At 74.6% G+C, this 12361-nt stretch carries 9 protein-coding genes; 3 read left to right on the forward strand and 6 right to left on the reverse strand.

Annotated features, from left to right (window positions below):
- Position 1: 1 nt before the first annotated feature.
- Both AC07GB_RS31265 and AC07GB_RS31270 read right to left on the reverse strand, forming a co-directional pair.
- Complete coding sequence (locus tag AC07GB_RS31265; protein WP_478851311.1) at positions 2–946, reverse strand: decaprenyl-phosphate phosphoribosyltransferase; 945 nt, start codon at positions 944–946, stop codon at positions 2–4.
- Positions 939–1475, reverse strand: coding sequence for a phosphatase PAP2 family protein (locus tag AC07GB_RS31270; protein WP_478851313.1), 537 nt, complete (start codon positions 1473–1475; stop codon positions 939–941). The genes AC07GB_RS31265 and AC07GB_RS31270 overlap by 8 nt, the downstream gene beginning before the upstream one ends.
- Positions 1476–1618: 143 nt before the next feature.
- On the opposite strand from AC07GB_RS31270, the gene AC07GB_RS31275 reads away from it, so the two are divergent.
- Together AC07GB_RS31275 and AC07GB_RS31280 are read left to right on the forward strand one after the other, a co-directional pair.
- Positions 1619–3037 carry an FAD-binding protein gene (locus AC07GB_RS31275; RefSeq protein ID WP_478851315.1) on the forward strand — a complete coding sequence of 473 codons (1419 nt, stop codon included), beginning with the start codon at positions 1619–1621 and terminating at the stop codon, positions 3035–3037.
- Between the two features lie 38 nt (positions 3038–3075).
- Positions 3076–3831 carry a decaprenylphospho-beta-D-erythro-pentofuranosid-2-ulose 2-reductase gene (locus AC07GB_RS31280; protein ID WP_478851317.1) on the forward strand — a complete coding sequence of 252 codons (756 nt, stop codon included), beginning with the start codon at positions 3076–3078 and terminating at the stop codon, positions 3829–3831.
- A 22-nt stretch (positions 3832–3853) separates the two neighbouring features.
- Here the strand turns inward: AC07GB_RS31280 and AC07GB_RS31285 are convergent, their stop codons facing one another.
- The 3 genes from AC07GB_RS31285 to AC07GB_RS31295 form a co-directional block, all read right to left on the reverse strand.
- Positions 3854–4426 carry a 2'-5' RNA ligase family protein gene (locus tag AC07GB_RS31285; RefSeq protein WP_478851319.1) on the reverse strand — a complete coding sequence of 191 codons (573 nt, stop codon included), beginning with the start codon at positions 4424–4426 and terminating at the stop codon, positions 3854–3856.
- A gap of 91 nt (positions 4427–4517) precedes the next feature.
- A complete protein-coding gene (trpS, locus tag AC07GB_RS31290; RefSeq protein WP_478851321.1) occupies positions 4518–5555 on the reverse strand; it encodes a tryptophan--tRNA ligase in 1038 nt (345 codons plus the stop codon).
- 295 nt (positions 5556–5850) lie between these two features.
- A complete protein-coding gene (locus AC07GB_RS31295) occupies positions 5851–7149 on the reverse strand; it encodes a serine hydroxymethyltransferase (RefSeq protein ID WP_478851323.1) in 1299 nt (432 codons plus the stop codon).
- 341 nt (positions 7150–7490) lie between these two features.
- Between AC07GB_RS31295 and rocD the strand changes: the two genes are divergently transcribed.
- On the forward strand, positions 7491–8693 hold the full coding sequence (gene rocD / locus AC07GB_RS31300) for an ornithine--oxo-acid transaminase (protein WP_478851325.1): 1203 nt from the start codon (positions 7491–7493) through the stop codon (positions 8691–8693).
- On the opposite strand, the gene AC07GB_RS31305 is transcribed toward rocD, so the two are convergent.
- The gene (locus AC07GB_RS31305) at positions 8690–12052 is read right to left on the reverse strand and encodes an AfsR/SARP family transcriptional regulator (RefSeq protein ID WP_478851327.1); all 3363 of its coding nucleotides are present in this window, start codon (positions 12050–12052) and stop codon (positions 8690–8692) included. The two genes, rocD and AC07GB_RS31305, sit on opposite strands and share 4 nt — an antisense overlap.
- Between the last annotated feature and the right edge of the window lie 309 nt (positions 12053–12361).

Genomic DNA, 12361 nt, shown 5'->3' on the forward strand with positions numbered 1-12361 from the left:
CTCACCAGTCCGCGACCGCGAGCCCGTACATGGCGAGCCAGCCGAGCCCGATCAGGGCGAGCGCGCGGTCGCGCAGGACGACGTCCTCGGGCTCGCCCGCCGTGCCCCGGTCGGCGAACACCGCGTACCGCAGGATCGCGAGGATGAAGGCGACCATCGACAGCTGGCGCCAGGGCAGCACGCCGGTGCCCGCGGTGCCGCTCTCCATGGCCCACAGGCAGTACGCGAGCACGGCCACGCCCGCCGCGAGCTGCCAGACGAACCGCAGGTAGCCGGTTGTGTACTCGGTGAGGAGCGCCCGCGTCGCGCCTGCGCGCCCGGCCATCTGCACGGCTTCGGAGTACCGCTTGGCGGAGACCATGAAGAGCGCGCCGAAGCCGGTCGTGATCAGGAACCAGCGCGACAGCGGGATCCCGAGCGCGAGCCCGCCGATCATCGCCCGCATCAGGAAACCGGTGGTGACGACGGCGAGGTCGACGACGAGCACGTGCTTGAGGCTGACGCAGTACGCGAGTTGCATCACCACGTACGCGGCGAGCAGGCAGGCCGTGAGCGGTGTGCACAGCACGGCGGCCGCCAGCGGCGCGAGCAGCGCGAGCACCGCGCCCGCGGCGTACGCGACGGGCACCGGGACCACCCCGGCCGCCACGGGTCTGCGGCACTTGGTGGGGTGGGCGCGGTCGGCGTCGGCGTCGCGGGCGTCGTTGATCAGGTAGACGGCGGCCGCGGCGGCCGTGAACAGGGTGAAGACCAGCGCGAGTTGGCCGAGCGCGTGCCGCGAGAACAGCTCGCCCGCGGCCGCGGGGGCGGCGACGACCAGGACGTTCTTGACCCACTGGCGGGGCCGCGCGGTCTTCAGGAGCCCGAGCGGCAGCGAGCCGGGCCCCGGCTTCGGGGGCTGCGGGGAGCGGGGCGGGGCGAGCAGGGCGGTGGTGCGGTCAGCCATCGCGACGGCCTCCGATCGGGCGCGGGGCGCGGGTCCCGCGCATCCAGGTGCCGCCCGCGTAGGCGGTGGCCGCGCCGAGGGCCGCGCCCACCGCCACGTCCGAGGGGTAGTGCACGCCGACGACGAGCCGGGAGACGCACATCGCGGCGGCGAGCGGCGGGAGCAGCCGCGCCCCCGCGGGCCGCAGGGCGCCGTACGCCACGGCGGCAGCCGCCGCCGACGTGGCGTGCGAGCTGGGGAAGGAGTGCCGCCCCACCGTCCGTACGAGCGGGGTGACGTGCGCGGGCCGCGGCCGGCGGACGAGCCGCTTCACGCCCATGCTGGCCAGGTGGGCGGCGGCGGTGAGGGCGGTGCCGCGCAGCCAGGCGGCGCGCCGCTCGCGGTCGAGCGCGGCGCCGGTGAGGCCCACGGCGAGCCACAGCGCGCCGTGCTCACCGCTGTGGGACAAGGCGCGGGCGGCGGCGGCCACGCGCGGATCGCTCCCGCGGGCACGCAGGGCCGAGAGCAGCCGGTGGTCCATGTCGTCCATACGGACAGGCAACACCCGTCGAATTGCAGGATTGTTGGGTGACACTCTTTTAATCGCCCATTCCGGTGAGACTAAGGACGATTTAGCGAGAACAGTCCCTCATAGGGAGCAAGCAGAACACATGCGGGCGATACGGTCACGCCATGTCTGCTGTGCCCGTGCCTGCCGTGCCCGCCGCGTCCGCCCCGTCCGCAGGGTCCGCAGTGTCCGCAGAGTCCGACACGCCCGTGCCCCTGTCCGGCTGGGGCCGTACCGCTCCCACCGCCGCCCGCCTTGTGCGCCCCCGGTCCCGCGAGGAGGCCGTGGACGCGCTGCGCGCCTGCGCCGAGCGGGGCGGCATCGCGCGCGGGCTCGGCCGCGCCTACGGGGACGCCGCGCAGAACGCGGGCGGTGCCGTGCTCGACATGACGGGCCTCGACCGGGTGCACACCATCGACGCCGACACGGGCACCGTCGTGTGCGACGCGGGCGTCTCGCTGCACCACCTGATGGAAGTCCTGCTGCCGCTCGGCTGGTTCGTGCCGGTGACGCCCGGCACCCGCTACGTCACGGTCGGCGGGGCGATCGGCGCCGACATCCACGGCAAGAACCACCACGTCTCGGGCTCGTTCTCCCGCCACGTACGCTCCTTCGACCTGCTCACGGCCGACGGCACGGTCCGCGCGGTGAAGTCCGGCAGCAAGCTCTTCAACGCCACGGCGGGCGGCATGGGCCTGACCGGCGTCATCCTCAAGGCGAAGCTGCGCTGCCTGCCGGTGGAGACCTCCCTCATGTCCGTGGACACCGAAAGGGCCACGGACCTGGACGACTTGATGGCCCGCCTCACCGCGACCGACCACCGCTACCGGTACTCCGTGGCGTGGATCGACCTCCTCGCGCGCGGCGCCGCCACGGGCCGCGCCGTCCTCACGCGCGGCGACCACGCCCCCCTGGACGCCCTGGACGCCCGCGCCCGCAGGGCCCCGCTCGCCTTCCGCCCCCGGCAGCTGCCGCCCGCCCCCGCCTTCCTGCCCGACGGCCTGCTGCACCGCACGACCGTCGGCCTCTTCAACGAGCTGTGGTACCGCAAGGCGCCGCGCTCCCGCACGGGCGAACTCCAGCGCGTCTCGTCCTTCTTCCACCCCCTGGACGGCGTCCCCCACTGGAACCGCGTGTACGGCAAGGGCGGCTTCGTCCAGTACCAGTTCGTGGTCGGCCACGGCCAGGAGGAGGCCCTGCGGCGCATCGTGCAGCGCATCACCCGGCACCGCTGCCCGTCCTTCCTCGCCGTCCTCAAGCGCTTCGGCGAAGCCGACCCCGGCTGGCTCTCCTTCCCCCTGCCGGGCTGGACCCTGGCCCTGGACATCCCGGCACGCCTGCCCGGCCTGGCGCGGCTCCTGGACGGCCTCGACGAGGAGGTCGCAGCCGCCGACGGCCGCGTCTACCTGGCCAAGGACTCCCGCATGCGCCCCGAGGTGCTGGACGCCATGTACCCCCAGCTGCCCGCCTTCCGCGCGCTGCGCTCGGAGCTCGACCCCGGCTCCGTCTTCCGCTCGGACCTCTCGCGCCGGCTGCGCCTCTGACCGCGCGCGGCCTCCCCCACCCGCCTACGGAGACCCCCATGAAAGACGCCTTCGGCACCCCCCAGTCCCTGCTGGTCCTCGGCGGCACCTCGGAGATCGCCCAGGCCACGGCCCACCGCCTGGTGACCCGCCGCACCCGCGACATCTGGCTGGCGGGCCGCCCGTCCCCCACCCTGGAGCGCGCCGCGGAGGCGCTGCGCGACCGGGGCGCCGACACCAGGACCGTGCCCTTCGACGCCCTGGACCCCGAGTCCCACGAGACCGCCCTCGGCAAGGTCTTCGCCGAGGGCGACATCGACATGGTGCTGCTCGCCTTCGGCATGCTCGGCAACCAGGCCCGCGACGAGGCCGACCCCGTCGCCGCGACCCGGGTGGCCCAGACGAACTACACCGGCGCGGTCTCCGCGGGCCTGGTCTGCGCCCGCGCCCTCCAGGCCCAGGGCCACGGCTCGCTCGTCGTGCTCTCCTCCGTCGCGGCCGAGCGCGCCCGCCGCTCGAACTTCATCTACGGCTCCAGCAAGGCGGGCCTCGACGCCTTCGCCCAGGGCCTGGGGGACGCGCTGCACGGCACCGGCGTACACGTCATGGTCGTACGCCCCGGCTTCGTGCGGTCGAGGATGACGGCGGGCCTGGAGGAGGCCCCCCTCGCGACGACGCCGCGGGCCGTGGCCGAGGCCATCGAGACGGGCCTGCGCCGCCGCGCGGAGACGGTGTGGGTGCCCGGGAGGCTCCGCCTGGTGATGTCGGCCCTGCGCCACGTGCCGCGGCCGGTCTTCCGCCGCCTGCCGGTGTGAGCGCGGCGGACCGCGCCGCGGCTCAGCGCGCGGGCAGGGTGTCCCGGGCGGCGGCCTGCGGCGGCACCGTGGACCCGCCGAAGGTGAACTCGCGCAGCTTGCGCCACACCCCGTCGGCCCCCTGCTCGTACAGCGCGAAGCCGGTGCAGGGCCACTGGGCCTCGTAGTCGGCCAGCTCCTCGTAGGCCCGGTCCATGGCCTCGTCGGCGATGCCGTGCGCGACGGTGACGTGCGGGTGGTACGGGAACTGCAGTTCGCGCGCCAGCGGCCCGGACGCGGCGCGGACCCGCTCCTGGAGCCAGGAGCAGGCGGAGCCGCCCTCGACGACCTGGACGAAGACGACGGGCGAGAGCGGCCGGAACGTGCCGGTGCCGGAGAGCCGCATCGGGAACGGCCTGCCCGCGGCGGCCACCGACACGAGGTGGTTCTCGACCGCGGGCAGCGCGGCGGCGGCCACCTCGGTCGGCGGCAGCAGCGTGACGTGCGTGGGGATGCCGTGTGCGGCGGGGTCACCGAAGCCCGCGCGCAGCTCCTGGAGCAGGCTGCCGTGTGGCTCCGGGACCGCGATCGACACACCGATCGTTACGGTCCCCACGTCGTACTCCTGTCGTCGTGTGGTGGGCAGGGGGGTGCCGCCGTGCCGTGGTACGGCGGCGGTGCTGCTCGGCCTGCGGCTCGCGTGGAGCTCAGTGCTTGGCGGGCAGGAAGCCCACCTTGTCGTACGCCTGGGCGAGGGTCTCCGCCGCGACGGCGCGCGCCTTCTCCGCGCCCTTGGCCAGGATCGAGTCGAGCGTCTCCGGGTCGTCCAGGAACTCCTGGGTGCGGTCCCGGAAGGGGGTCACGAACTCGACCATGACCTCGGCGAGGTCGGTCTTCAGCGCACCGTAGCCCTTGCCGGCGTACTTCTGCTCAAGTTCCGCGATACCGGTGCCGGTGAGGGTCGAGTAAATGGTGAGGAGGTTGCTGACGCCCGGCTTCTTCTCCGCGTCGTACCTGATCACGGTGTCGGTGTCGGTGACCGCGCTCTTGACCTTCTTCGCGGTGGCCTTCGGCTCGTCCAGGAGGTTGATCAGGCCCTTCGGCGTGGACGCCGACTTGCTCATCTTGATCGCCGGGTCCTGGAGGTCGTAGATCTTCGCCGTCTCCTTCAGGATGTACGGCTTGGGGACCGTGAAGGTCGGGCCGAAGCGGCCGTTGAAGCGGTCGGCCAGGTCGCGGGTCAGCTCGATGTGCTGGCGCTGGTCCTCGCCGACCGGGACCTCGTGGGCCTGGTAGAGCAGGATGTCCGCGACCTGGAGGATCGGGTACGTGAACAGGCCGACGGAGGCCCGGTCCGCGCCCTGCTTGGCCGACTTGTCCTTGAACTGCGTCATGCGGGAGGCCTCGCCGAAGCCCGTCAGGCAGTTCATGATCCAGGCGAGCTGGGCGTGCTCGGGCACGTGGCTCTGCACGAACAGGGTGCAGCGCTCGGGGTCGAGACCGGCCGCGAGCAGCTGGGCGGCGGCGAGCCGGGTGTTCGCGCGCAGCTCGGCCGGGTCCTGCGGGATCGTGATCGCGTGCAGGTCCACGACCATGTAGAACGCGTCGTGGGACTCCTGGAGGGCCACCCACTGGCGCACGGCGCCCAGGTAGTTGCCGAGGTGGAACGAGCCTGCGGTGGGCTGGATCCCGGAGAGCACACGGGGTCGGTCACCGGCGGCGGGGCGGGGACTTTCAGAGGCCATGCTCAGCATTCTCTCAGGTGCCGCCCGTTGGTCGGGAACGGGCCGCGACGGGTGGGAGCCGGTGCGGGCCGGGCGGTGGACCGACGGGGTGAGCGCGCGGGGAAGGCGGAGGCGCCCGCCGAGCTGGTGCGCGCTTCCACCCTGGGGCGGCTCACGGGGCGGCCCGGCGTGCACGGCGTGGCTGCTGTCGATCGTGGCCGGTGCGACGAGGAACCGATCGTGGCCGGTGAGACGAGGAACACAGTGCGTTCGGCGGGGCGGGGCCGCGGGCCGTGCCTCGCCGGGGGCGCGGGGTTCACCCCGTGGGCAGGCCGGGCGCGGGGAACGCGGACATCAGCTCGGCCACCTCGCCGCGGATCTTCCGGAGGGCGTCCTCGTCACCGGCCCCGGCCGCGCGGACCCCGCGGTCGATCCAGTCGGCGACGGCGTCCATCGCCGCGGTGCCGAGGCCCCGCGAGGTCAGGGACGGCGTCCCGATCCGCACCCCGGAGGGGTCGAAGGGCTTCCGGGTGTCGTACGGCACGGTGTTGTAGTTGACGACGATCCCGGCCCGGTCCAGGGCCTTCGCCGCGACCTTGCCCGGCACGTTCTTGGGCGTGAGGTCCATCAGGATCAGATGGGTGTCCGTGCCGCCGGAGACGAGCTCGAAGCCGCGGGCGAGCAGCGCGTCGGCGAGGGCCTTGGCGTTGGCGACGACGGCGTGGGCGTAGTCACGGAAGGAGGGTCGGCCCGCCTCGTGCAGGGCGACGGCGATAGCGGCGGTGGTCTGGTTGTGGGGCCCGCCCTGGAGGCCGGGGAAGACAGCCTTGTCGATGGCCTTGACGTGCTCCTCGCGGGCGAGCAGCATCGCCCCGCGCGGCCCGCGCAGCGTCTTGTGGGTGGTGGTGGAGACGACGTCGGCGTGCGGGACGGGCGAGGGGTGGGCACCGCCGGCGACGAGCCCGGCGATGTGCGCGATGTCGGCGACGAGCACGGCCCCGGCCTCGCGGGCGATCTCGGCGAAGGCGGCGAAGTCGATGGTGCGGGGCAGCGCGGTGCCGCCGCAGAAGATCAGCTTGGGCCGTTCCTCAAGGGCGAGTTCGCGGACGGCGTCGAGGTCGACGAGCCCGGTGTCCTCGCGGACGCCGTACTGCACGCCGCGGAACCAGCGACCGGTGGCGGAGACGCCCCAGCCGTGCGTGAGGTGGCCGCCCATCGGCAGGGCCATGCCCATGACGGTGTCGCCGGGCTCGGCGAAGGCGAGGTGGACGGCGAGGTTGGCCGGGGAGCCGGAGTAGGGCTGGACGTTGGCGTGGTCGGCGCCGAAGACGGCCTTGGCGCGGGCGACGGCGAGGCGCTCGACCTGGTCGATGTTCTGCTGGCCCTCGTAGTAGCGGCGGCCGGGGTAGCCCTCGCTGTACTTGTTCTGGAGGACGGTGCCGGAGGCTTCGAGGACGGCGGCGGAGACGTAGTTCTCGCTGGGGATGAGGCGCAGGGTGTCGGCCTGGAGCTGCTCCTCGGCGGTGACGAGGGCGGCGAGGTCGGGGTCGGTGGCGGTGAGTGCCGGGTGCCGGGGCGCGGGCGAAGGGGAGGGCGAAGGGGCAGGGTGACTCATGGCGTCCTCCGGGGCGAGCGGGGATGAGGTCCGTCGTGGTCCCGGGGTGCCGATGGGGTATCCCCTGCTCGAGCGGAGCCGAGAGCTTGGGGAAGGGCGGCACCTCGAAGGTTCTGCCTCGCGCGGCTTGCTCAGGGTCGCTTCCCTGTGCGCCAGTCGCCGCGCTGTGGAAACCAGCGTAACGGTCAGGCCACCGTGTCAGGGTTCGCGTGCGGAGGGAGCGACGATAGGTATTGGGCCACGAACCCGCTCTGTCCCCTATGACACGCGAGAACCTCCTTGCGCCGTTAGTAGCCGTAGGAATCGCACGACGGCGTGCGAACGTGAGAAACGGAGACCCCGTGACCGCTACGGAAGACCTCATCGCCTCGGCCGAAGCGCACAGCGCGCACAACTACCACCCGCTGCCCGTCGTCGTCGCGTCGGCGGAGGGCGCGTGGATGACGGACGTCGAGGGCCGCCGGTACCTCGACATGCTCGCCGGTTATTCGGCGCTCAACTTCGGCCACGGCAACCCGCGCCTCATCGAGGCCGCCAAGGAGCAGCTGGGGCGGGTGACGCTGACGTCACGCGCGTTCCACCACGACCGTTTCGCGGAGTTCTGTACGCGGCTCGCGCGGCTGTGCGGCAAGGAGATGGTGCTGCCGATGAACACGGGCGCGGAGGCCGTGGAGACGGCGGTGAAGACCGCGCGGAAGTGGGGCTACCGCGTCAAGGGCGTGCCCGAGGGCCGGGCCCGGATCGTGGTGGCGGCGAACAACTTCCACGGCCGTACGACGACGATCGTCAGCTTCTCCACGGACCCCGAGGCCCGCGCGGACTACGGCCCGTACACGCCGGGCTTCGACATCGTGCCGTTCGGTGACCTGGGGGCGCTCCGGGACGCCGTCACCGAGGACACGGTGGCGGTGCTCATCGAGCCGGTCCAGGGGGAGGCGGGCGTGCTCGTGCCGCCGCCCGGCTATCTGCCGGGGGTGCGGGAGCTGACGCGCGAGCGGGGGGTGCTGTTCGTCGCGGACGAGATCCAGTCGGGGCTCGGCAGGACGGGGCGGACGTTCGCGTGCGAGCACGAGGGCGTGGTGCCGGACGTGTATCTGCTGGGCAAGGCGCTGGGCGGCGGTGTGGTGCCGGTGTCCGCGGTGGTGGCGGACGCGGAGGTGCTGGGGGTGTTCCGGCCGGGTGAGCACGGCTCGACGTTCGGCGGCAATCCGCTGGCGTGCGCGGTGGCGCTCGAAGTCGTCGCGATGCTGGAGACGGGCGAGTTCCAGCAGCGGGCGACGGAGCTGGGCGAGCATCTGCACGCGGAGCTGGGCCTGCTCGCGGGCTCCGGGAAGGTCGTGGAGGTGCGCGGGCGCGGCCTGTGGGCGGGCGTCGACATCGACCCCTCGCACGGCACGGGCCGGGAGATCTCCGAGAGGCTGATGGAGCGCGGTGTCCTGGTGAAGGACACCCACGGCTCGACGATCCGCATCGCTCCCCCGCTGGTGATCAGCAAGGAGGACCTGGACTGGGGGCTCGACCAGCTCCGGGCGGTGCTCGGCTAGCCGCCCGAGGTGACGGGGGGCGGGGCCGCCGCCCCCCGTGCGCGGGCCGCGTCGAAGGCGGCGTCGCGGGCCACGTCGAAGGCCTCGGCGCCGAGGGCGGTGCGGCCGCGGGCCGTGGCCCGGTCGACGTCGGCGCGCTCGGCCTCCGGGAGCGGGGCGCCCGCGGCGGCGCGGAGCGCCGCGGCCCGGCCGAGGAGCGCGGCGGCTTCGGCGGCTTCCGTGGGGGCGCCGGTGAGCGCGCGGGCGCCCGCGAGGCCTTCGAGGGCGAGGGCGACGGCACGGTGGTCGCCGGTGGCGCGGGCGGCGTCGAGGCCCTCGCGGTGGAGCTGCTCGGCGCGGGTGGCGTCGCCGCGCTGTTCGGCGACGTAGCCGAGCTGGGCGAGGATCAGCGCGGCGCCGGAGGTGATGCCGAAGCGGCGGTTGAAGTCGAGCCAGGGCAGGAGGAGGCGTTCGGCGGTGTCGAGGTCGCCGCGGCGGCGGGCGCCGAGGGCGAGGCCGGTCTCGGCGAACTGCTGGGCGGGCCGGTGGGACTGGCGGGCGGCGAGCCGGGCGGCGCGCTCGTGGTAGTCGGTGGCGCGGGTGTCGTCGCCGGTGAGCAGGGCGAGGCGGCCGAGGCGGGAGAGGCGGAAGGAGACCTCGGTCCAGAGTTCGAGTTCCTCGGCGCCGCGGACGCCGTCGTGCTGGAGGCGGGCGGCCCCGTCGTAGTCGGCGAGGATCTCGGCGACCACGCCGAGCTGTTCGGAGGACTGCAACTGGCCCCAGCGGTCGCCGAGTCCGACGAAGAGCCGGGCGGCGTCGGTGGCGTCGCGGCGCAGGGCCGCGAGGTCACCGGCGTACAGGGCGCGGGTGGCGCGGGTGCTGAGCGCGGCGGCCTCGCCCCAGGGGTCGCCGGCCGCGCGGAACTCGGCGAGGAGCGCGTCGACGCGCCGCCCTTCCTCGGGGGTGCGGTCGAAGCCGCAGCGGGCGAGGGCGAGCAGCCAGCGGGAGCGGGCGTCGGCGCCGTCGGTGTCGTGGGCGCGGCTGGAGCCGTGCGCGCACGCGTCCTCCCCGGCGAGCAGGGAGAAGGCGCCGCGGGCGGCGGTGGCACAGGCGCGCGCGGGCCCGTCCGCCGGGGGCAGGCCCAGGGCGAGGGCGAGGGAGCGGATGGCTTCGGTGAGGCGACCGCGCAGGTACCAGTACCAGGTCAGGGCGTTGACGAGGCGCAGCGCGAGCGCGGTGTCGGCCTCGGCGGCGGCCCAGTCGAGGGCGGCGCGCAGGTTCACCGTCTCGGCGTCGAGGCGGCGCAGCCAGTGCCGCTGGTCGGGGCCGTGCAGGGCGGGGGCGGCGCGTTCGGCGAGGGCGGCGTAGTGGTGGGCGTGGCGCCGTGCCAGGTCCTTCGACTCGCCTGCCTCGGCGAGGCGTTCGAGGCTGTACGCGGCGACGGATTCCAGGAGGCGGTGCCGGAGGGGGGCGCCGCCGCCGGGGACACCGCCGGGTCCGTCACCGGGGGCACCGCCCCCGGCGCCCGTGGTCGCGAGGAGGGAGCGGTCGAGGAGGCGGGTGACGAGGTCGAGTACGTCGAGAACGTCGAGAACGTCGAGAACATCGTCACCGTCGGCTTCCGGCTGGCCCAGCACCGCCTCCGCGCTCTCCAGGGTGAAACCGCCCCGGAAGACGGCCAGTCGGCGCAGGGCCCGGCGCTCCGGCGCCGACAGCAGCTCCCAGCTCCAGTCGATCATCGCGCGCAGGGTGCGCTGGCGGGCCGGGGCGTCGCGGCGTATCTGGTTGAGGAGGCGGAAGCGGTCGTGCAGGCGGTCGGCGAGGGCGTGCACGCCGAGGGCGCGGACGCGGGTCGCGGCGAGTTCGACGGCCAGGGGGATGCCGTCGAGACGGCGGCAGATGAGGGCGACGGCCTCGCGGTTGGTGTCGTCAAGGGCGAAGCCGGGGGCGGTGGCCGTGGCCCGCTCGGCGAACAGGCGCACCGCCTCCTCCTCGCCGAGGGGCGCCACGGCCTCCAGGGTCTCACCGGTGAGGGCGAGGGGTTCCTGGCTGGTGGCGAGGACGCGGAGGTGCGGGGCGTGGCGGAGGAGGTGGGCGACGAGGTCGGCGGTGGTGTCGAGGACGTGTTCGCAGTTGTCGAGGAGGAGCAGGGCGTGGCGGGCGGCGAGGGCGCGGGTGAGGTGCGCCTGCCGGGGATTGGCCGGGCCCGCGCCTTGCCGGGGGCCCGGTGCCGGGCCGGCCGCGGGTGCCGCCGCGGGCTCGTCCTCGAAGGCCTGCCGGGCGGCGTGGTCCTCGCGGACTCCCACCGCCGCCGCGACCGCCTCCAGGACGCCCTCCCCGGTCGTCCCGGCCAGCTCGACCAGCCAGACGCCGTCGGGGAAGCCGCCCACGAGGCCCGCGGCGGCTTCAAGGGCGAGGCGTGTCTTGCCGACGCCGCCGGGTCCTGTGAGGGTCACCAGGCGGTCGCGGCCCACCAGTTCGCGGACCCGGGCCACGGCGTCGGCGCGGCCCACGAGGTGGGTGGCGGCGGCGGGGAGGTTGGTGCGCGGGGGCGCCACAGCGATGGCGCCGGAGGTCACCGCGGGCGCGCCGGAGGTCACCGCGTCCCCCGAGGTCTCGGTGACCGCAGCCACGGGCGGGGCCGTCAGGGCCGGGTCCTGGCGCAGGATCGCCTCGTGCAGGGCGGCGAGTTCGGGCCCGGGGTCCGTGCCGAGTTCGTCGGCGAGACGGGTGCGCAGGTCCTGGTAGGCGGCCAGGGCCTCGCTCGGGCGGCCGGCGCGGTAGAGGGCGCGCATGTGGGCCGCGCGCAACCGCTCGCGCAGCGGTTCCCGGGTCACCAGGTCCGCGAGGTCGTCGGCCAGCAGGGCGTGTTCGCCGAGGGCGAGGCGGGCTTCCGCGAGGGTCTCCTGGGCGGTGAGGCGCTGCTCCTCCAGGCGCGCGGCGGCGGCCCGGGCGAAGTCCGCGTCGCGGAAGTCGGCGTAGGCGGGGCCGCGCCAGAGGGCCAGGGCGTCGGTCAGGAGGGACGCCTGGCCGCGCGGCCCGGTGTCCGTGCGGTACGCCTGTGCCGTCAGTGCCTCGAAGCGGGCCGCGTCCGTGGCGTCGCCGGCCAGGCGCAGCCGGTAGCCCGCGGGGCCGTACGCCACGGCGTCGCGGCCGATGGCCCGGCGGAGCTGGGAGACCTTGGTCTGGAGGGAGTTGGCGGGGTTGGCCGGGAGCTTCCCGGCGCCCCACAGATCCTCCACGAGGGCGTCCGCGGGGGCGGGGTGGCCCGCGCGGGTGAGGAGGGCGGCGAGCAGGGTCCGCACCTTGGGCTCCGGCACCGGTATGAGGGTGCCGTCGTCGGTACGTACTGCCAGGGGGCCCAGCACCTCGAATCGCATGCGGCAACCGTACGTGGGCCCTGCCTGGCTGGTCAGCGGGGTCATCGGCGCTCCGCGCCTCGTCCTCAAACGCCGGACGGGCTGAAGTTTCTCCGGTGCCGCCCCAGCGGACAGTTCCAGCCCGTCCGGCGTTTGAGGACAAGCGCGTTAGCGCGGTTCTTGAGCCGGGCCGAAGGTCGAGGTGAGGACGCAGCGCGACGGGGGCGGGTGGGTGGGGGTGAGCCCGGCGTGGGGAGGGGCCCGTGCGTGAGGCGTCAGTGGTTCGTGCGCGGCCGCAGGCATGGTGAGGCACGTGAGCAGGGCAGCCGC

This window comes from Streptomyces sp. NPDC045778 (genome assembly GCF_056431945.1).